We start from the raw sequence: 19,245 nt of genomic DNA on the forward strand, positions 1-19,245 counted from the left end.
CGTCGGAGGTCGGGAGCTGGCCCGCGCCGGTCGGCACCGCGCGCCGGAACGGGGATCGCGCGGTGCCCCGGCACGATCCCCGACCGGCGTTGCTCACGCGGGGACTTCGGTCAGCGCGCCAGCCCTGGCCGGGTCGACCGGGGTGCGCCCGGCCGCCACGACGGCCCGGCGGGCGTAGGCGCGCACATCGGCGTCGGGATCGGCCACGGCGGTCTCCAGCGCGTCCACGGCGGCACCGTCACCCGGCCAGGTCGCCAGGGCGAGTACGGCGGCCTTGCGGACATCGAGGTGGCGGTCCGCGAGTGCCTCGGTCAGCGGCGTCACGGCCGCCTCCGGTACCGCGCCCGCCAGTCCGCGCGCCGCGCCGACTCGCACCTGCCAGGCGGAATGCCGCAGTCCCACAGCGAGTTCCACGACGTCCTCGGCGCTGGGGCGCAGTGCCGCGAACGCGGTCAGCGCGGCGGCGCGCACCAGCGGATCGGGGTCGGCGATGAGAACCCGGACCACCTCGATCCCGCCCGTGCCGATGGACGCGAGACCCTGGGCGACGGCGATCCGCACCTCCCGGTTCACGTCCGCGGCGATCGAGGCCACCGCGTCGGCGTCGTCGAGGGAGACCAGCGCGCGGACCGCCTCGATCCGCACCCGATGGTCGGCATCGCCCAGCGCCGCACGGTAGTCGGTGGCCGAACCGGCACGCAGTGCCCGCAGCAGGTCGACGACGGTCGCCCGGACCAGCGGATCGGGCGAGCCGAGATGATCCGCCAGCGCACCGGCGCCCGGCAGCACCTCGACCAGCTCGCGCAGACTCTCGGTGGCGGCCCGCCGCACCGAGGCCGCCTCGTCACCGAGCGCGCGCACCAGTTCGTCGGCGAAACCGTCGGGGGTGTTCTCGGTGAGCACCGACAGCGCCGCCACCCGGACCACCGGGTCGGGGTCGGTCAGATAGCTCGAAACCTCCTCGACCGCAGGCGAATCCAGCGCCAGCAGGGTGACCAGTCGCGGCGAGGACGGCGTGGTCGCCACCGGCTGACTACGCACCGGCGCGTCGTGCTGCGGCGCCCGCGTGCCGACCAGTTCCGGCTGGGCGACGATCTCCACGATCGGCTCGGCGGAGGGCACATCGTCCAGGCCCGGCACCGGCACCAGGTACGGCGCCACCGAGCGCTTCAGGAACTCCATCTCGCCGTCGGCGGTCTTGCGCAGGTTCAGGTGGAAGTTCCACGCGGCGTCGTCACGCTCGGGCAGGTCGGCGCGGTCGTGATAGAGCCCCCAGCGCGATTCGGTGCGGGTCAGCGAACTGCGCGCCGCCATCTCCGCGCAGTCGCGGATGAACGACACCTCCGCCGCGCGCATCAGCTCGTGGGGTGTGCGCGCTCCGATGCCCTCGACCTCGCCGCGCATCCGCTCGAAGGTCTCCACCGCGATCGACAGCTTGGCCGCGGTCTTGGGCGGGGCCACATAGTCGTTGACGAAGCGGCGCAGCTTGTACTCCACCTGCGGCTGCGGTGGCCCCTCCGGCTGACGCAGCGGGCGGTAGATCAGTTCGTGCGCGTCGGCGAGCTGGTCCTCGGGCAGTTCCGCCGGTGCGGCGACCTGCCCGAGGGTCGAGGCCGCGTGCGCACCGGCCAGATCGCCGTAGACGAACGCGCCGATCATGTAGTTGTGCGGCACGCACGCCAGATCCCCCGCCGCGTAGAGGCCGGGCACCGTGGTGCGCGCGTTCTCGTCCACCCAGACACCCGACGCGGAATGTCCACTGCACAAACCGATCTCGGAGATGTGCATCTCGATGTCGTGGGTGCGGTAGTCGTGGCCGCGATTGGCGTGGAAGGTGCCGCGGGTCGGACGCTCGGTGGTGTGCAGGATCGATTCGAGGGTGGACAGCGTCTCGTCGGGCAGGTGCGAGACCTTGAGATAGATGGGTCCGCGCGCGGATTCGATCTCCTGCTTGACCTCGGCCATCATCTGTCCCGACCAGTAGTCGGAGTCGACGAACCGCTCACCCTCGGCATTGACCTGGTAGCCGCCGAACGGGTTGGCGACATAGGCGCACGCGGGACCGTTGTAGTCCTTGATCAGCGGATTGATCTGGAAGCACTCGATTCCCGACAGCTCCGCCCCGGCGTGATACGCCATCGCGTAGCCGTCCCCGGCATTGGTCGGGTTCTCGTAGGTGCCGTACAGATAGCCCGAGGCGGGCAGGCCGAGCCGACCGCACGGACCGGTCGCCAGGATCACCGCCTTCGCGCCCACCGCCACGAACTCGCCGGTGCGCGTGTTCAACGCGGCGGCTCCCACCGCGCGCCCGTTCTCGGTGAGCACCCGCACCGGCATCAACCGGTTCTCGATCTGGATCCGCTCGCGCATCTTCCGTTGGCGCAGCACGCGATACAGCGCCTTCTTCACATCCTTGCCCTCGGGCATCGGCAACACATACGACCCCGAGCGATGCACCCGGCGCACCGCGTACTCGCCGTACTCGTCCTTCTCGAACTTCACGCCGTAGCGCTCGAGCCGCTGCACCATGGCGAAACCGCGGGTCGCGGTCTGATACACGGTGCGCTGGTCGACGATGCCGTCATTGGCCCTGGTGATCTCGGCGACGTAGTCCTCCGGTTCGGCCTTACCCGGGATGACGGCGTTGTTGACCCCGTCCATGCCCATGGCCAACGCCCCGGAGTGGCGCACGTGCGCCTTCTCCAGCAGCAGCACGTTCGCGCCGGACTCGGCCGCGGTCAGCGCGGCCATGGTGCCCGCGGTGCCGCCGCCGATCACCAGGACATCGCAATCCAGCCGCACGCGCTCGGACAGCTCGGGAATGTTCACAGTAGCTCCAGGATCCGGTCCCGCAGCTCACTGCGGTCCACCGCGGAACGCGGCTCGGGCACCTCGACGACCGCGCGCAGCGCACCGGCGCCGAGCACGGCGATCCGATCGCCCAGCAGCAGGGCCTCGTCGAGGTCGTGGGTGACGAAAACGATGGTGGTGGGATGGGCGCGCCAGGTCTCGATCAGCAGGCGCTGCATCTCGGTGCGGGTCTGGCTGTCGAGCGCGCCGAACGGCTCGTCCATGAGCACCGCGCGTGGCGACCCGGCCAGGCTGCGGGCCAGCTGCACCCGCTGACGCATGCCGCCGGACAGGTCGCGCGGCAGGTAGTCGGCGTAGCCGGTGAGTCCGACCTCGTCGAGCCAGCGTCGCGAGCGGGTCGCGCGCTCGGCTCGGGGCACACCCCGAAGCCGCAGTGCCAGGTCGACATTGGCACGGGCGGTGCGCCACGGCAGCAGCGCGTCGTCCTGGAACACCAGGGCGCGATCGGCCGACGGGCCGGTGACGGTGTCGTCGTCGGCGCGGATCACGCCACCGCTGGGCTGACGCAGGCCCGCGATCGCGCGCAGCAGGGTGGACTTGCCGCAGCCGGATTTGCCGACCAGCACCAGGATCTCTCCGGCCGCGACCGCGAGATCGATGTCGTGCACGACGGTCTTGGCGCCGTAGCTGATCCGGACCGAGTCCAGGTCCAGCCGCATGCCGGTGGAGACGGGGGCGAGGGTGGTGGTCATGACGCGACCTCTCTGGGCAGCCAGCGGGTGACCCGGCGGCCTGCCAGTTCGACGATGCCGGAGGTGAGGAAGCCGAGGACGCCGATGGTGATCATGCCGACGAACACGGCGGGGTAGTCGACGATGGTGTAGGACTGCCAGGTGCGATAGCCGATACCCAGGCGCCCGGAGATCATCTCCGCGGAGATCAGACAGATCCACGCCACACCCATGCCCACCGACAGGCCGCTGAACACACCAGGCAGGATGCCCGGCACGACGACGCGGGTGAGCACCTCGCGCCGGGACGCGCCGAGCGTGCGGACCGCGTCCTCCCAGATGGTGGGCAGGGCGCGGGTGGCGTGCCGGGTGCTCACCAGCACCGGGAACAGCGAGGCGGTGAAGGTGATGAACACGATGCCGGACTCGTCGCTGGGGAACAGCAGGATCGCCACCGGGACCAGCGCGATCGCCGGGATCGGACGGATCAACTCGGCCAGCGGGCCGAACACGTCGGCGAGCAATCGCGAACGCCCCAAACCGATCCCGGCCAGCACTCCGACCACCGCCGCGAGGCCGAACCCGGTGACGATGCGGATCAGCGACTGCGCCACATCCAGGTAGTACTGGCCGGTGCCCAGGTGCTCGCCGAACTCGGCGACGATCTCGGTCACCGTCGGCAACGTGTCGAACCGCAGCCCGAAGCGCACGTCACCGGCGGTGAGCGCCTGCCACAGGCCGATCGCGACCGCGACCGAGGTGATCCGGATGGCACGCGACACCCACACCGATCTGCCCGGCGCGGGGATCGCTGGCTCCGCCGCCACCGCGAGCGGCCCGTCGACCTGGGCCGCCACGCCGTCGCTGTCGGTGCTCGTGATCGAGGCCGCCTGCGCCGCAACGGGATCGACGCTGGCCGTGACCGGGGTGCGCTGTTCGGATACCGCGCTCATCCGCGGACCTCCGTCACGGCCTGCCGGTAGGTCACCAGGGTGGCACCGGCGTGGGCGGCGCGATAGCGGTCGGCCGCGGACTGCGTGGTGAACGGCAGGTAGCGCTCGCCCTCGCGCAGCCAGATCGCCTTGTCGGCGAACCAGCGGGTGCCCAGCTCGGCGTCGGGGAGGTAGACCGCGCGCACGGTCTTGCCCTGCGCCTCGGCGGCCCGCACCGCGCGCAGCAGGCAGGCGGGGTTCGCGGCGGGCTGCGGCTTGTCGGCGCCCTCCACCCAGACCTCACCGGCCAGCGCGGGATCGGTGACGGGCACCCCGCAGACCGGGTCGGTGCCGGTGACCTTGCTGGGGTTGGTGCCCGAGGCCAGATCGGCGGCGTAGTCGCCACGCCCCTGGTAGGCCTCGCGCAGCGGACCGTCCTGGACGAAGGCGTCGATGTCGAGTTCGGCGAAGTCACCGATGGACTTCAGATAGTTGACGTCGTCCTTGAATGCCGCGATCAGGCTCGGCTTGAGGGTGGTGTCGAAGCTGGTGCCGCCGGGACCGTTGTAGAGGTAGACGACTTCCTGCGGCAGCCCCGACCCCTTCGCCACGATGTCGGCGGCCTCGAACGGCTTCTCGTTGAGGAACGCGGTCGCGTCGAGCTGCGCGGCCAGGAACGCCTGCAGCACCTCGGGATGGTCGGCGGCGTAGGCCCGCCGGGCGACCACGCCGTGGAAGGTCGGCACATTCAGTTCGGCGCCGTCGTAGAGCAACTTGGCCTTGTTCTGCTGCACCAGCAGCCCCGGCCACGCCACGAACTGCGACAGCGCGCCCACCTGATGCGATTCCAGTGCCGTCGCCCCGACCTGCGGCTGCTGGTTGAGCACCTCCACACCCTTGGCCGGATCGATCCCGGCGCGGCTGAGTGCCTGCACCAGGGTGCCGTGCCCGGCCGAACCGACACTGGCCGAGATCTTCTGTCCGGCCAGATCGGTCAGCGCGCGGGCGGGCGAATCATTGGGCACCACCACCATGTTCAGCGCGCCCTTGGGGTTGTAGCCGGTGATCGACACCAGCTCCGTGCGGGCGCGTTCGTTGGCCTGGGTGCGCGAGCCGTTGATCAGCAGCGGGTAATCGCCCATCGAACCGATGTCGATCTTCTCGGCCACCATCTGCGCGGTGATCGGCGCGCCGGTGTCGTAGTCCTGCCACTCCACCTGGTATTTCGCGCCGCCCGCGTCGGTGAGCTTCTGCAACCGCTGCTCGAGGTAGCCCTGGGCGCGCAGCAGAGTACCGGCGGTGACGGTGTTGATGGTCTTGGACTGGTAACCGACGACGACCTTCACGGTGCCCTCGGGCGCGGCATCGGAGTTCTCGAGCGAGCAGCCCGCCGCGGTGAGCGCGAGGGCCAGCGCGAGGGGAACGAGACGAGTGAGCTTCATGCGTGGAATCCCGGTGTGGTTCAGCGGAGCAGATAGGGCATGTTGACGGTGACGGCACCGGTGGGGCAGCGCGCGGCGCACGGCCCGCAGTACCAGCACTCGTCGACGTGCATATAGGCCTTGCCCGAATCCTCGTGGATGGCAAGGGAATCGAGCGGACACATGTCCACGCACAGGGTGCAACCGGTGATGCACAGCGATTCGTCGACCGTCACCGGGACGTCGGCGCGCTGGGGGACCAGAGCCATCTAGAGGACCTTCCATTCGGGAGCGCTGCGGGTGAGGCTGCCGCGCATGGTGATGCGGTCACCGCGCAGGCGGATGTACTCGAGATCGACGGGTCTGCCGTCGTCGAGATGGGTCAGGCGCTCGAGCATGAGTAGCGGCGCGCCCGCGGGGGTGTCGAGGGTGGTGGCGGTGTGCGGGTCGGCCGCCACCGCTTCCAGGGCGAGCTCGGCCGCGCCGAGCGACTGCCCGGTGACCTGCTCGAGCAGCACGAACACATCGGTGGTCTCGAGATCGTGCGCGAGCACCTCGGCGCCGATATCGGGCGCGAGATAGGTCAGATCCAGGCTCAGCGGCAGATCGGCCAGGAAACGCAGCCGCTCGATGTAGACCACGCGTTCCCCGGGCGCCAGTTCGAGACGGCGCGCGACCGCCGGGGGAGCGGTGACGGTGGTGGCGGCGCGCACCTCGTTGCGGACGGTGCCGTGTTCCTTGAGGGTCTCCTGCAGGCCTAGCAGGGCGTCGAGACCGTGGTCGAATTTGCGCGCGGCCACCCGGGTGCCGACCTTGGGCGCGCGATCGATGAGGCCCTCGTCGCGCAGCAGGGCCAGGGCCTCGCGCACGGTGTTGCGGGAGGTGCCGTGCTCGGCGGCGAGCTGCTGCTCGCCGGGCAGGGTGCCCTGCACCGCGCCCGCCAGGATCTGGTGGCGCAGGATGTCGGCCACCCGGCGCGCCCGATCGGCACGCTGGCCACGGATCGGTGTGGCTGCCGTTTTCTCGCTGACCTGCATGAACAGCGACGATAGTGGCGATTTCGGGGCCACCATCCCGGCGTGCGGGAGCCCCGGATTCAGCGGATGTTTCTACGCCGGGTGGCGCGGCGGACGACCTGCGTGGATGCGGTCACGCGCGGCTATTGCGCCACCCCGGCCGGTGCGGGCGACATTAGGATCAGGCCGATCGAATTGTCGCCCGCGGGGTGGTTCTCAGGGCTGACCGGGCTGCAACATGATGAACAGACCGTGCGCCTCGGCGCAGAGCCGCTCGCCGTCGTGCAGGGTCGCGCGCAGGTAGACCTTGCGGCCCTCGACCCGCTCGGTCCAGCCGCGCACGGTCAGTTCCTTGTTCAGCGGCGTGATCGAGCGGTAGTCCACGGTGAGCGAGGCGGTGCGCGTCACGGCCTTGGTGTGCACGGCCGCGGTCATGCCGAGGACGTCGTCGAAGGCCAGCGCGATGTGCCCGCCGTGCGCGGCGTTGTTGCCACCGAGGTGGAAGGTGCGGAAGGTCAGCGTCACGGTGACACCGTCGACGTCGGCGCTGTTCACGGTGTAGGGCGGCAGGGTGATGTTGCCGCGCGCGGGCAGATCGGTGCGGGTCCAGCTGGGCGAGGACCACTCGTCCACCACCGCCGCGTCCAGGCGCGCGTTGAGCTGCTCGAGCGTCGCGATGGCTTCCTTGGCCAGCTCGTCGGACGGACTGATCAGGCGGATGCGGTCCATCAGGTCGCGGGCCTGCTCGACCAGTTCGCCGTAGTGCGGGCCGCCCACGGTGAGGTCGAGCCCGCGCTCCTTGCGCTGCTGGATCAGGTCGGCCACCGGCCGGAACCCGCCCTCGTGATGCTCGGCGTCCGGCAGCGCGTTGGCAGCCTGTGTATCGTCCATATGCAACACGTTATCGCTGCCGAGCTGGATGTTCGCGTCCGGTGTCCCGGTTCGGCGTGTGGCCGTGACGCGTCTCACCGCCCGGGCCCCGCCTCTATTAGGCTGGTGCCGATCACCGAGCAGGGTCTGGACGTACGGCAACGGCGAAAGGCTGGGCGCATGGGTATCGCGGCGGTTGTGTTCGACATGGACGGGGTGCTCATCGATTCCGAGCCGGTCTGGGAACAGGTTCGGCACGAGTACGTCGACCTCAAAGGTGGCCGGTGGCAACCGGATTCGCAGCGCAAGATGATGGGCATGAGCACCACCGAGTGGGCCGCCTACATGAGCGACGACCTGGGCGTGGCGATGCCGCTCGACGACATCTCCACCAAGGTCATCGACCTGATGGCCGACCACTACGCCCACAGCGTCCCGCTGCTGCCCGGCGCCGTCGAGGCCGTGCGGCGCTGCGCCGGACAGTGGAAACTCGGCCTGGCCAGCTCCTCGCCCCGATCCCTGATCGACCTCGTGCTCGCGAAAACCGGCCTGCTGGAGAACTTCTCGGCCATCCTGTCGACCGAGGAGGTGGGCCGCGGCAAGCCCGCTCCGGACGTCTACCTCACCATCGCCCAGCGCCTCGGCGTCGACCCGGACACCTGCACCGCGATCGAGGACTCCACCAACGGCCTGCGCTCCGCCCACACCGCCGGTCTGCGCGTCATCGCGATACCCCGCCCGGAATTCCCGCCGGAACCCGACGCCCTCGCCGAGGCCGCCGTGGTCCTCGATTCCCTCGACCAACTCACTACCGAGGTCGTCACCGGCCCCTGACCCCGCCCGGAAACTGCCGTCGAGATCCTCGACGTCGCGCACTGTCCGCGTCATCACCGCGGCGGTACCGTTTCGCATCGACGAATTCGGGTGTTCACGGTACGGTGACGGAAATTCGTAGTGGCAGTGGGTGTCTGGAGGACGCATGACATCGTCGACGGACCCGGTGTGGCGGCGCTTCAGCCCGCGTCCCCTCCTGCACGGACTGCCGGTGGCGATTCTCGATGCCGACTATCTGCCGTGGGAGTCCTACGACGGGCCGCCCGGTGATCAGGGGATGACCGGGCCGGACAGTCCCGCGTGGCGGGTGCTCGGTCATCAGCCCGCGGCCCTGCTGGGCGGTCGTCCCCTCGCACCGGCCGAGGTCGACCGGTACTGGTCGGATATCGCGCCGATCGGGGAGCGGCTCGGTGGCACCGGGGTACCGCGCACCGGCGCCGAGGTGGCGGCCTACTGGTCGGCGGTGCGGGGCGAGCTGGCCGACACCGAGGCGGACCGGTCGGCCGCGCGTGCGGAAGCCCGGTGGATCCTGCACGAGGTCGGGTCCTGGCGTGGCACGGTCAGCCGGGACGGGTCCGGTCGGGTCGGCGCCCTGTTCGGCCGCTTCGGGAAGCCCTTCGCGCGTCTGGTCGCCGCCCTGTCCCGCGTGCCCATCTGGGTGTGCGCCAACATCCTGCTGTCGGTGATCGTAGGCATGCTGCCCGCGTGGGCCGCCGAGGAGCTGGGAATCCGCCGCAACCGGCTGCTCGTGGCGTGCGACACGCTGGGGGTGATGGTGGTGTTCTTCCTCTTCGACCTGGTCGCGGGCGATCCCGAGCATGTGCTGCGGGCGCGGCGACGCTGCGCCCGCACGGTGGAAACTCCACCCGATACCGCTGCCGCCGCCTGAATCCGTCGCCGTGGCCCGCCGGGGAGATCGCCGCGAATGCTGCCCGGGCGGCCGCTTTCCGGCAGACTGGCGCGATGGGTGCCGCACAAGAAGACCGGCCCGAGGTCGTCGTGCACGTCGGTGACGGGGTCGACGTGCCGCGTGTCGTCGACCCGTTCGCGCCCGGGAACGGGCCGACCGATCCCGCGCCGGACCACCCGTTCCTACTGCTCACGCGCTCGGCGACCGAGCGCATCCAGGCCCGCTACCTCGACGACGGCACCTACGAGGTGGAACACGGCGACGGCGACGAGCAGTGGCAGCTGTTCACCACCGACGCCCTGCTCGTGCGCGACATCGTCTGGTCCTGGATCCAGCGGGACCGCTGGTGGCGCGACACCGTCGCCTGGACCACCGTCGATCCCGACCTGGGCGAACTCGACGCCCTGCGCGCCGAGCTGACCGAGATGCTCGACGGCCTCTCGCTCATGGACTCGGTCACCGACGAACTCGACAGCGCCCTGGCCAGGGCCGACGAACTGCTCGGCGCCGACTTCGACTTCGGCGACGAGCGGTTCGAGCTGGGCTGAGCCGGGCTAGCCGGGGATCGGGGCGGCGACGTCCTCGGTGCCTCGCACCAGTCGTCGAAGGCGTCGAACTCGTCTTCGGCCCAGGTCGGGACGGAGTCCTCGACGGCTTCCTCGATCGGGTCCCAGTACCGATCGCAGCCCGCCGGTGCGGGCGGCCAGGACTCGATGTACTCCACCAGCGGTGACGACGGCGGTTCGGGTTCCTGGGCGGTCGCGAGGCCCGCGGTGGCCAGGGTGAGCGCTGCGGCCACGCCCGCGGTGGCGGCGATCCGGTGCACGATTCGCATGACATCCTCCTGCTCGATTCGAACAATGTGATGTCCTGCGATCCTAACGCGCCCGCACCGGGCGTCAGCGGGCTCGCGCGCTCCAGCGGCCCTCGTCCCAGCGCACCTCGATGGGGTGGGCGAAGGCGGTGGAGACGTGCTCGGTGGTGATCACGTCCCGCGCCGGACCGGCGGCGACGGTGTGTCCGTCGGCGATGAGCAGGGCGTGGGTGGTGCTGCTCGGCAGTTCCTCGAGATGGTGGGTGACCAGGATCGAGGCGACCTCGGGATGGGTGCGGTCGAGGGTGTCGACGGTGCTGAGCAGCTGTTCGCGCGCGGCCAGGTCGAGACCGGTGGACGGCTCGTCGAGCAGCAGCACTTTCGGATCGCTGATCAGGGCGCGGGCGATGAGTGCCCGGCCGCGCTCGCCCTGCGACAGGGTCGGCCAGCGATCCTCGGCCTTGCCGGACAGGCCGAGCGTGTCGATGATCGCGTCGGTCCGCGCGAGATCGTCGGGCGTGGGCGCCCAGCGCATCGGGAGGTCGATGGTGCCGGTGATGCCGGTGAGGACGACCTCGCGCACCGTCAGCGGGTGCTGCAGGACATGGCGCGGGTTCACGTGCCCGATCGAGCGCCGCAGCCGGGCCAGCTCCACCCGGCCGAACCGCTCGCCGAGCACCCGCACGACACCGGTGGTGGGGAAGGTGACCGCACCGCAGAACCCGAGCAGTGTGCTCTTGCCCGCGCCGTTGGGTCCGAGCAGCGCCCAGTGCTCCCCGGCGCGGACCGTCAGCGAGATGCCTTCGATGATCTTCTTGCCGTCGCGGCGGAAGGTCACCTCGTCCAGTTCGATCACGGGGACGCCGGTCATGCGAATGCCTCCTTCAGGGCGGTGAGATGGGCGCGGCTGAATTCGGCCGCGGCCGTGGGATTCCGGTCGGCGACCGCCTGGGCGAGCTGCTCGTGGGCGGCGTGGTCGGCCTGCTCGGAGGCGACCGGGCGCAGGGCGAGCATGTCGATCATGGCTAGGCGCAGCCGGGGCAGGAAGCTGTCGAACAGCTGGGTGAGCACGGTGTTGTGGGCGGCCACGATCACCGCCCGGTGGAAGGCCATGTCGGCGTCGACGTGCTCGGCCACGCTCTGACCCTCGGCTCGTCGTCCGGCCAGGGCCCGGCGGATGGCCCGCACGTCGGCCGGGGTGCGGCGCTGCGCGGCCAGGGCGGCGGCCTCTGCCTCGATGGCGATGCGCGCCTCGATCACCGCGGCGATGGTCGCCCCGCGCAGCACGACATCCCACTCCTCGCTCACATCGAGCGCGGTGACGAACACGCCCGCGCCCTGCCTGCTGTCGAGCACCCCCTTGCCCGCGAGCTCGCGGATCGCCTCGCGCAGCGTCGAGCGCCCGACCCCGAGCTGGGCCGCGAGCAGCGTCTCCCCGGGTAATCGATGACCCAGCGGCCATTCGCCCGCGCGGATCCGCGCGAGCAGGAGTTCGGCCGCCTGAGCGGCCAGCGGCTGACGCCGTACCTGCGCTACCACTCGAATACCTCTCTACTTGTCTGAGGAGTTGTGGTAGAAGTGTACCCATCATGACCAACTCCGTGCTGCTGCTCCTCGGCCGCCACGGCGGGGCCTGACCGACCGGCCGCCCCGCCGTGGGGCTCAGTCGTGGCCGGTCGCCGTCGTCTCGTGGCCCCCGTGGCCAGGAAGCAGAGCAGCTGTCATGAACACCTTCCCCACCCTCTCCACCCCCGTCGGCGCCGTCGGACCGCACGCGTGGAATCGCCAACGCGGTTCGGCCATGCCCTCGCACCGCTACCGCGACATCCACCAGCGCGTGGAAGTCCCCGCCGGACAACGGGACTGGCCCGCGGCGCGGATCACCGAGGCGCCGCTGTGGGTGCCCGTCGACCTGCGCGACGGCAACCAGGCGCTGGCCGAACCGATGGACCCGGCCCGCAAACGCCGGTTCTTCGAGCTGCTGGTCGCCATGGGCTACAAGGAGATCGAGGTCGGCTATCCCTCGGCCTCGCAGACCGATTTCGACTTCGTGCGACTGCTGGCCGACACGGACATCGCACCGCCGGATGTCACCATCGTGGTGTTCACCCCCGCCCGGCGCGACCTCATCGAACGCACCGTGGAATCGGTGCGCGGGATCACCAACGAGGTGGTGATCCACCTCTATACCGCCACCGCGCCGGTCTGGCGCGAGGTCGTCCTCGGCAAGGACCGCGCGCAACTGCGCGAGCTGATCCTCGCCGGGGCCCGCGACGTGCTGGAACTCGCGGGCGCCTGGCCGAATGTGCGTTTCCAGTTCTCCCCGGAGGTCTTCAACCTGACCGAACCCGACTTCGCGCTGGAGATCTGTGACGCGGTCACCGCACTGTGGCAGGCGCGGCCGGAACGTCCCGTGACGCTGAACCTGCCCGCCACGGTGGAGGCCGCCACGCCGAACATCTACGCCGACCAGATCGAGTACATGCATCGGAATCTGGCCCGGCGCGACGGGGTCATCCTGTCGGTGCATCCGCACAACGACCGGGGGACCGGTATCGCGTGTGCCGAACTGGCCGTGCTGGCGGGCGCGCAGCGGGTGGAGGGCTGTGTGTTCGGCAACGGCGAACGCACCGGCAATGTCGACATCGCCACCCTGGCCCTGAACCTGCACGCCCAAGGTGTAGACCCGATGATCGACTTCTCCGACATCGACGAGATCCGCCGCACCGTCGAACACTGCACCCGCCTGCCGGTGCACGAACGACACCCGTACGTCGGCGATCTCGTGCACACCGCGTTCTCCGGCACCCATCAGGACGCGATCCGCAAGGGCATGGCCGAACACCGGGCCCGCGCCACCGCCGCGAACCGCCCGGAACGTGAACTGCCGTGGCAGGTGCCGTACCTGCCGATCGACCCCGCCGATATCGGCCGTTCCTACGACGCGGTCATCAGGGTGAACTCCCAGTCCGGCAAGGGCGGCATCGCCTACCTGCTGCACGCGGGCTACGGCCTGGAGTTGCCGCGTCGCCTGCAGATCGACCTCGCCCGGCGCGTCCAGATGCACACAGACGACACCGGCGCCGAGATCACCGCGAAGGAACTTTTCACCCTCTTCGAGGAGTCGTACACGGCCCGCGATCCGCGAATCACCCTGCGGCAGTGGCGGATCACCGGCGAGCGCACCGAGATCACCCTCGACATCGACGGTGCCGAACTGTCCTCGGTCCACCACGGTGTCGGTCCCGTCGAGGCCCTGACCGCCGCGCTCACCGCGGTGGGGCACCCCGTCGAGATCCTGGGCGTGACCCAGCACTCCCTCGACGAGGGCGCCGCCGCCTCCGCCGCGAGCTACCTCGAATACCGCACGCCCACCCGCACGGGATGGGCCTTCGGTCGCGACACCTCGGTGGTCGCCGCCTGCCTGGCGGCGGTCATGAACGCCGTCAACGCGACGGTCTAGCGGTGCTGTCGGGGCGCTCGCCCGCGCGAGCGCCCCGGCCTCCGGTCACCACCAGCCGGTGACGTACATCAGGGCCAGGCTCGACAGGCCGAGGACCAGGCCGAGCAGCCCACCCAGCAGCAGCGGGCGCACCCCGGCGGTCCGCAGCCGCTCAACGCTCAGCGAGGTACCGATCGCGGCCAGTACGACCGCGATGAGCCACCCGCTGACCGCGCCGAGCGGATGGGTCACGGCGGGCGGCAGGATGCCGAGACCCGCGACGAGACTGGCGGCGAGGAACAGCACGACGAACAGCGGGAACGCCTGTCGCAGCGAGCCTTCCGGCGCGCCGGTCTCCGCCGCCAGTCGCCGACGGCCCAGATGCAGGCCCAGACACAGCGGCACGATGGCCAGACTGCGCACCAGCTTCACGATCACCGCGAAATGCGCCGCGCCCGCGCCGAACACGACCCCCGCCGCCAGCACCGAGGACGTGTCGTTGATCGCCGTCCCCGCCCACAGCCCGAACGCCTCCTGGGACATCCCCAGCGCGCGACCCAGCGGCGGATAGATCAGCACCGCCGCCACATTGAAGACGAAGATGGTGCCCAGCGCGTACGCCACGCGCTGCCGATCCGGCCGCATCACCGCCGTGGCCGCGGCGATGGCCGACGCGCCGCAGATGGTGGTGCCCACCGCCACCAGGGTCGCCGACTCGCGGTCGACGGCCAGCATCCGCCCCACCACGAAGGCGGCCACCGCGCCCACCACCAGCGTGCCGATCAGCACGATCGCGGTCTCGCGCCCGACACTGAGCACCGAGCCCACGGGCAGTCCGAGACCGAGCAACACGATCGCCACCCCGAGCAGCCGCTGTCGCGCCACGTCGAGCCCCGGATCGACCACGGCCTCCGCTCCGCGCGTGCGCCGCAGCGCCATCCCCGCCACCGCACCGGCACCCAGGGCCAGCACCGGCGCGCCGACCATGGGCAGTGCCGAGCCCACCGGCGTGGCCACGGCGGCCAGCAGGGCGGCGAGGGTCAGACCGGGAGCGAGAGTCCGTGCGCGATTCACCCCTTCACCTTCGCCGCTCGGAAGATCCCGAGGTAGAGACCACCTTCGGAGGTGAGCATAAGGTCGGCTTATGTCTTCGCGGGCGCGCCGACCCGGCCGGGTGTGCTTTCCTGGAACGGTGCGGAGAGCGACCCGGCTGACCCTCGGCGCCGGAATCGGACTGATGCTCTGGGGCGAATGGGCCAACTGGCGCGCCTCGCGTCGCTTCGTGGGCGAGGTACCCGCGGGCACCGAAGCCGTGGTCGTGCTCGGCTACCGCGACACCGGTCCCCGCGCCAATGCCATGAACCGCTGGCGGGTCCGCGCCGGACTGCGCTCCCTCGACCCCGCCGCCCCCGAATCCCGCCTGGTCCTGTGCGGCGGCGCCTGCGCCGGGCCGGTGAGCGAGGCCGTGCTGATGGCCCGCTACGCGACCGAGGGCCGGGGCTATCGCGGCGAACTCGCCCTCGACGACGCCAGCCGATCTACCTGGGAGAACATCGCTTTCGCGCTGCCGCTGGTGAAGGACGTCGACCGGATCAAGATCGTCTCCCTGCCCACCCACGCCGAGACCGCCCGCCGCTACCTCATCGAGCAGAGCCCCGAACTGGCGGCGCGGCTGGTGCGCGGGCGCGACTACCGGTTCGGCGAGTGGATGCCGCTGAAACCGCTCATCGCCCTCTACGGCGTCGCCAAGGGCATCCGGCGCCGTACCGGCGCCTGATGCGGCGCGCGCGGCGGCGTCACCCATAATCGGCGCATGACCCTGCCGCCCGGAACCCCCGACCTCGAGGTGCTCGACCTCCTGGTGACGGTCGCCGAACTGGGCAGCCTGGGCGCCGCCGCCCGCCGCCACGGCATCAGCCAGCCCGCCGCGAGCATGCGGATCAGCGCGCTGGAACGCCGCCTGCGGGTCAAGCTGCTCGACCGGGGCCCGACCGGCTCGGCGCTCACCGACGCGGGCGAGTCGGTCGTCGCACACGCGCGCACCGTGCTGGCCGCCGTCGGCGATCTGCTCGACGACCTCGGCAGGCTCCGCGCCGAACAGGCTCCCCGCCTGCGCATCGCCGCCTCGAAAACCATTGCCGACCATCGCATTCCGCACTGGCTGGCCGCCCTGCGGGCCGATCACCCCGAGGTGGTCATCGCGCTCGAGGTGGAGAACTCCACCCAGGTCGCGGCCCTGGTCCGCGACGGTGCCGCCGACCTGGGCTTCGTGGAGGGGCCGCACCCACCCGCTGGGTTGGGCAGCCGCATCCTCGGCGCCGACGACCTGGTCGTCGTCGTGGCGCCCGAGCACCCCTGGGCGCGCCGGACCACGCCCGTCACGCTGACCGAACTCGCGGGCACCGCGCTGCTGTGGCGCGAGCCGGGCTCCGGCACCCGCGACACCGTCTGGGATCTGCTCAGCACCGCGGGCGCACCGGCCGGGCCCGCCGCCGAACTGGGCTCGGCGGCCGCCATCGTGGCCGCCGCCCGCACCGGCATGGCACCGGCGGTACTGAGCAGGCTGATCGCCGCGCACGATCTGGACACGGGCGCGCTGATCGAGATCCCCTCGCCCGACAGCGCCCGGCTGACGCGCAAGTTCCGGGCGATCTGGCGCCGCAACACCCCGCCGTCGGGTCCGGCCGAACTGCTCGTCGACCGGGCCGCGCGTCTGGAATCGGCCCGATCCACCGCGCCGGAAAGGTCCGAATCACCGAGGTGAACCGGTCGGTACAGCGAAATGGTGCAGAAGCGGAGCCGACGGCTCTAGTCTGATAGCGCTACGCACTGTGGAGGTTGGATCAATGACGGTCGAGATCGTGACCGAACCGGCGCCGGAGGACCTGTGGACCGGATCGGGCCGCGCGACCGGGACACCGCCGACGTCGATGATCGAGCGGATGACGCTCATCCTCGACGCGTTCGACGCCACCACCCCCACCCTCACCCTGCTGGGCCTGGCCGAACGCACGGGTCTGCCGCGCTCGACCGTGCACCGCATCCTCGATCAGATGATCCGCCTGCGCTGGCTCGCCCACACCCCCGGCGGCTATCGGCTCGGCCTGCGCGTGCTCGAACTCGGCGGGCTGGCCGCCGAACAGAACGAGCTGCGGGAAGTGGTCGGGCCTCTGCTCTACGAGCTGAGCCAGCGCACCGGATTGATCGGACACCTGGCCGTGCTTGACGGTCGCGAGGTGCTGTTCCTCGACCGTTCCGGTGGACGCAGTCGTGTCGCCATCCCGACTCGGGTGGGCGGTCGACTGCCCGCGCACTGTACGGCGGTCGGCAAGGCGTTGCTGGCGACACTGGAACCCGGAATCGCCGAGGCCTCGCTGCGCGGCAACACCGTGCCGAGGACCGCGCGCACCATTGTCGACCGTGCCGAACTGCATCGTGAGCTGACCCGCATCCGCAACCGTCAGGGCGTGGCCGTGGACACCGAGGAATCCCTGCCCGGCGTGGGCTGCGTGGCGGTGCCGATCCGCGGCCGGGGCGTGGCCGTGGCGGCGATCTCGCTGTCGGGCACTGTCCACGGTGACCGCAGCGCCCTCGACACCGCACGCCTGGCGCGGGCGCTGGCCGAGGTCGCCAAGGAGGCGGCCCGCACCCTCGCGCCCCGGCACGGCCGCCCCCTGCCCTGACTCAGCCGCGCGGCACCCGCTGCGCGATCGCGCGCCCGGCCGCCCGGCCGGAGAAGATGCACCCGCCGAGGAACGTGCCCTCGAGCGCGTTGTACCCGTGGACGCCACCGCCACCGAATCCGGCCACCTCGCCCGCGGCGTAGAGACCGGGGAACGCCGAACCGTCGGGCCGCAGCACCTGCGAATCGAGGCCGGTCTGCAGACCACCGAGTGTCTTGCGGGTGAGGACATTGAGCCGCACCGCGATCAGCGGGCCCGCCGCCGGATCGAGAATCCGATGCGGCTTGGCCACCCGGCCCGCCTTGTCACCGAAGTACTTGCGGGCGTTGTGGATCGCGGCCATCTGCGCGTCCTTGGTGTAGGGATTGCGCACCTCCCGGTCCCGCGCGACGATCTGACGCTCCAGATCGGCGGCGTCGAGCCGCGGACCGCGCGCGATCGCGTTCATCCCGTCGACCAGCTCGGCGAGCGTGTCGGCGACGACGAAGTCCACGCCGTGCTGCTTGAACGCCTCCACCGGGCCCGGCGCGCCCTTGGCGACCCGGCTGCGCAGCGTGAGCTTGAGGTCCTTGCCGGTGATATCGGGATTCTGCTCCGACCCCGACAGTGCGAACTCCTTCTCGATGATCGTCTGGTTGAGCACGAACCAGGAGTAGTCGTGTCCGGTCGACAGGATGCGGCGCATGGTCTCGTTGGTGTCGAAACCGGGGAAACACGGTGCGGGCATGCGGATTCCGTCGGCGTCGAACCACAGCGAAGACGGACCGGGAATGATCCGGATGGCGTGGTCGGGCCAGACCGGGTCCCAGTTGTTGATGCCCTCGGTGTAATGCCACATCCGGTCCCGGTTGACCAGCGCCGCCCCCGCCGCCTCGGAGATCCCGAGCATCCGGCCGTCCACATAGGCGGGCACACCGGAGATCATCGTCTCCGGGCACGGGCCCAGCCGCTCGGTGGGCCAGTTGCGGCGGATGAGATCGTGCGCGTGGCCGATCCCGCCCGAGCTGACCAGCACGGCGGGCGCGTGGAAGTCGAACTCGCCCACCACATCCCGGTTGGAAGCGACGCCGCGCTCGGTGTTGCTGTCGGCCAGGACGCTGCCGCGCACCCCGGTGACGGCGCCGTCGGTGACGACCAGTTCGTCGACCCGATGCCGGAAGGCGAAGCGCACCAGCCCTTTCGTCTCACCGACGAGCACCGGTTCGAGGAACACCCGCAGCACCTCCGGCCCGGTACCCCAGGTGAGATGGAAGCGCGGCACGGAATTGCCGTGTCCGTCGGCCAGCCCGCCACCCCGCTCGGCCCAGCCGACCAGGGGCGTGACCCGTAAACCCAAGGCGTGCAGGTAATCCCGCTTCTCGTCGGTGGCGAAGCGCACATACGCCTGCGCCCACTGCCGGGCCATCCGGTCCTCGTCCTCGCGGTCGAAGCCCGCCGAACCCAGCCAGTCCTGCAGGGCCAGTTCGTAGGAGTCCTTGATTCCCAGCCGACGCTGTTCGGGGCTGTCGACGAAGAACAGTCCACCCAGCGACCAGAACGCCTGCCCGCCGAGATTGGCGCGATTCTCCTGGTCGAGCACCAGCACCTTGCGTCCGGCCAGGACGAGCTCGTGGGTGGCGACCAGGCCCGCGAGCCCGGCGCCGACGACAATCGCGTCGGGAGTGAAATCTGCTAGCGGATCAGGCGCTGTGCTCGACATGCCCTGGAACGTAGCATTGGTGGGTCGGGGGTAGGGGAGAAGTCCTGGAAAATGCCCTGACCAGCGATGTTTCATCGAAGAA

18 protein-coding genes are annotated in these 19,245 nt (G+C 70.7%); 7 read left to right on the forward strand and 11 right to left on the reverse strand.

Annotated elements, in window-relative coordinates; genetic code table 11:
* Positions 1 to 93: 93 nt before the first annotated feature.
* The 7 genes from QC180_RS08370 to QC180_RS08400 all read right to left on the reverse strand — a co-directional run bounded on the left by QC180_RS08370 (position 94) and on the right by QC180_RS08400 (position 7,802).
* The gene (locus QC180_RS08370; protein ID WP_278262059.1) at positions 94 to 2,829 is read right to left on the reverse strand and encodes a fumarate reductase/succinate dehydrogenase flavoprotein subunit; all 2,736 of its coding nucleotides are present in this window, start codon (positions 2,827 to 2,829) and stop codon (positions 94 to 96) included.
* Positions 2,826 to 3,563: an ABC transporter ATP-binding protein gene (locus QC180_RS08375; protein ID WP_278262060.1), complete on the reverse strand. Its 738-nt coding sequence runs from the start codon at positions 3,561 to 3,563 to the stop codon at positions 2,826 to 2,828. The genes QC180_RS08370 and QC180_RS08375 overlap by 4 nt, the downstream gene beginning before the upstream one ends.
* Positions 3,560 to 4,495 (reverse strand): ABC transporter permease, encoded by a 936-nt coding sequence (locus QC180_RS08380; RefSeq protein WP_278262061.1) that lies wholly within the window; start codon positions 4,493 to 4,495, stop codon positions 3,560 to 3,562. Before QC180_RS08380 ends, QC180_RS08375 begins: the two co-directional genes overlap by 4 nt.
* Positions 4,492 to 5,916: an ABC transporter substrate-binding protein gene (locus QC180_RS08385; protein WP_278262062.1), complete on the reverse strand. Its 1,425-nt coding sequence runs from the start codon at positions 5,914 to 5,916 to the stop codon at positions 4,492 to 4,494. Before QC180_RS08385 ends, QC180_RS08380 begins: the two co-directional genes overlap by 4 nt.
* Before the next feature lie 20 nt (positions 5,917 to 5,936).
* Positions 5,937 to 6,164: a 4Fe-4S dicluster domain-containing protein gene (locus QC180_RS08390; RefSeq protein WP_278262063.1), complete on the reverse strand. Its 228-nt coding sequence runs from the start codon at positions 6,162 to 6,164 to the stop codon at positions 5,937 to 5,939.
* Positions 6,165 to 6,932, reverse strand: a complete 768-nt coding sequence (locus QC180_RS08395) for a GntR family transcriptional regulator (RefSeq protein ID WP_278262064.1) — start codon at positions 6,930 to 6,932, stop codon at positions 6,165 to 6,167.
* Between the two features lie 195 nt (positions 6,933 to 7,127).
* A complete protein-coding gene (locus tag QC180_RS08400; RefSeq protein ID WP_278262065.1) occupies positions 7,128 to 7,802 on the reverse strand; it encodes a PaaI family thioesterase in 675 nt (224 codons plus the stop codon).
* 159 nt (positions 7,803 to 7,961) lie between these two features.
* On the opposite strand from QC180_RS08400, the gene QC180_RS08405 reads away from it, so the two are divergent.
* The 3 genes from QC180_RS08405 (at position 7,962) to QC180_RS08415 (ending at position 10,073) form a co-directional block, all read left to right on the forward strand.
* Positions 7,962 to 8,615, forward strand: coding sequence for an HAD family hydrolase (locus tag QC180_RS08405; RefSeq protein WP_278262066.1), 654 nt, complete (start codon positions 7,962 to 7,964; stop codon positions 8,613 to 8,615).
* Between the two features lie 145 nt (positions 8,616 to 8,760).
* Positions 8,761 to 9,504, forward strand: a complete 744-nt coding sequence (locus QC180_RS08410; RefSeq protein ID WP_278262067.1) for an oxygenase MpaB family protein — start codon at positions 8,761 to 8,763, stop codon at positions 9,502 to 9,504.
* A gap of 74 nt (positions 9,505 to 9,578) precedes the next feature.
* Positions 9,579 to 10,073 (forward strand): hypothetical protein, encoded by a 495-nt coding sequence (locus QC180_RS08415; protein ID WP_278262068.1) that lies wholly within the window; start codon positions 9,579 to 9,581, stop codon positions 10,071 to 10,073.
* Between the two features lie 351 nt (positions 10,074 to 10,424).
* Here QC180_RS08415 and QC180_RS08420 read toward each other — a convergent pair whose 3' ends face one another.
* Together QC180_RS08420 and QC180_RS08425 are read right to left on the reverse strand one after the other, a co-directional pair.
* Positions 10,425 to 11,210 (reverse strand): ABC transporter ATP-binding protein, encoded by a 786-nt coding sequence (locus QC180_RS08420; protein ID WP_278262069.1) that lies wholly within the window; start codon positions 11,208 to 11,210, stop codon positions 10,425 to 10,427.
* Entirely contained in the window at positions 11,207 to 11,878 is a 672-nt protein-coding gene (locus tag QC180_RS08425) for a FadR/GntR family transcriptional regulator (protein ID WP_278262070.1), read from the reverse strand. Before QC180_RS08425 ends, QC180_RS08420 begins: the two co-directional genes overlap by 4 nt.
* 262 nt (positions 11,879 to 12,140) lie before the next feature.
* Between QC180_RS08425 and QC180_RS08430 the strand changes: the two genes are divergently transcribed.
* Positions 12,141 to 13,802 carry a 2-isopropylmalate synthase gene (locus tag QC180_RS08430; RefSeq protein WP_278262561.1) on the forward strand — a complete coding sequence of 554 codons (1,662 nt, stop codon included), beginning with the start codon at positions 12,141 to 12,143 and terminating at the stop codon, positions 13,800 to 13,802.
* A 45-nt stretch (positions 13,803 to 13,847) separates the two neighbouring features.
* Here the strand turns inward: QC180_RS08430 and QC180_RS08435 are convergent, their stop codons facing one another.
* Positions 13,848 to 14,855, reverse strand: a complete 1,008-nt coding sequence (locus tag QC180_RS08435; RefSeq protein ID WP_278262071.1) for a YeiH family protein — start codon at positions 14,853 to 14,855, stop codon at positions 13,848 to 13,850.
* Between the two features lie 118 nt (positions 14,856 to 14,973).
* Here QC180_RS08435 and QC180_RS08440 point away from each other — a divergent pair, with 118 nt between their 5' ends.
* The 3 genes from QC180_RS08440 to QC180_RS08450 all read left to right on the forward strand — a co-directional run bounded on the left by QC180_RS08440 (position 14,974) and on the right by QC180_RS08450 (position 17,464).
* Positions 14,974 to 15,558, forward strand: a complete 585-nt coding sequence (locus QC180_RS08440) for a YdcF family protein (protein ID WP_278262072.1) — start codon at positions 14,974 to 14,976, stop codon at positions 15,556 to 15,558.
* A 36-nt stretch (positions 15,559 to 15,594) separates the two neighbouring features.
* The gene (locus QC180_RS08445; RefSeq protein ID WP_278262073.1) at positions 15,595 to 16,545 is read left to right on the forward strand and encodes a LysR family transcriptional regulator; all 951 of its coding nucleotides are present in this window, start codon (positions 15,595 to 15,597) and stop codon (positions 16,543 to 16,545) included.
* A gap of 82 nt (positions 16,546 to 16,627) precedes the next feature.
* Positions 16,628 to 17,464, forward strand: a complete 837-nt coding sequence (locus tag QC180_RS08450; protein WP_278262074.1) for an IclR family transcriptional regulator — start codon at positions 16,628 to 16,630, stop codon at positions 17,462 to 17,464.
* Between the two features lies 1 nt (position 17,465).
* Here the strand turns inward: QC180_RS08450 and QC180_RS08455 are convergent, their stop codons facing one another.
* The gene (locus tag QC180_RS08455; RefSeq protein ID WP_278262075.1) at positions 17,466 to 19,163 is read right to left on the reverse strand and encodes an FAD-binding dehydrogenase; all 1,698 of its coding nucleotides are present in this window, start codon (positions 19,161 to 19,163) and stop codon (positions 17,466 to 17,468) included.
* Positions 19,164 to 19,245 lie beyond the last annotated feature (82 nt).

The sequence above is a fragment of the Nocardia anocheti genome, from assembly GCF_029675105.1.
Taxonomy (GTDB): domain Bacteria; phylum Actinomycetota; class Actinomycetes; order Mycobacteriales; family Mycobacteriaceae; genus Nocardia.

Bases quoted from the DNA above. Each gene is read 5' to 3' on its own strand.
- QC180_RS08415 (WP_278262068.1), top strand. From the start codon at position 9,579: ATGGGTGCCGCACAAGAAGACCGGCCCGAGGTCGTCGTGCACGTCGGT.
- QC180_RS08430 (WP_278262561.1), top strand. From the start codon at position 12,141: ATGCCCTCGCACCGCTACCGCGACATCCACCAGCGCGTGGAAGTCCCC.
- QC180_RS08410 (WP_278262067.1), top strand. From the start codon at position 8,761: ATGACATCGTCGACGGACCCGGTGTGGCGGCGCTTCAGCCCGCGTCCC.
- QC180_RS08405 (WP_278262066.1), top strand. From the start codon at position 7,962: ATGGGTATCGCGGCGGTTGTGTTCGACATGGACGGGGTGCTCATCGAT.
- QC180_RS08380 (WP_278262061.1), bottom strand. From the start codon at position 4,495: ATGAGCGCGGTATCCGAACAGCGCACCCCGGTCACGGCCAGCGTCGAT.
- QC180_RS08420 (WP_278262069.1), bottom strand. From the start codon at position 11,210: ATGACCGGCGTCCCCGTGATCGAACTGGACGAGGTGACCTTCCGCCGC.
- QC180_RS08390 (WP_278262063.1), bottom strand. From the start codon at position 6,164: ATGGCTCTGGTCCCCCAGCGCGCCGACGTCCCGGTGACGGTCGACGAA.
- QC180_RS08455 (WP_278262075.1), bottom strand. From the start codon at position 19,163: ATGTCGAGCACAGCGCCTGATCCGCTAGCAGATTTCACTCCCGACGCG.
- QC180_RS08395 (WP_278262064.1), bottom strand. From the start codon at position 6,932: ATGCAGGTCAGCGAGAAAACGGCAGCCACACCGATCCGTGGCCAGCGT.
- QC180_RS08375 (WP_278262060.1), bottom strand. From the start codon at position 3,563: ATGACCACCACCCTCGCCCCCGTCTCCACCGGCATGCGGCTGGACCTG.
- QC180_RS08450 (WP_278262074.1), top strand. From the start codon at position 16,628: ATGACGGTCGAGATCGTGACCGAACCGGCGCCGGAGGACCTGTGGACC.
- QC180_RS08445 (WP_278262073.1), top strand. From the start codon at position 15,595: ATGACCCTGCCGCCCGGAACCCCCGACCTCGAGGTGCTCGACCTCCTG.
- QC180_RS08400 (WP_278262065.1), bottom strand. From the start codon at position 7,802: ATGGACGATACACAGGCTGCCAACGCGCTGCCGGACGCCGAGCATCAC.
- QC180_RS08385 (WP_278262062.1), bottom strand. From the start codon at position 5,916: ATGAAGCTCACTCGTCTCGTTCCCCTCGCGCTGGCCCTCGCGCTCACC.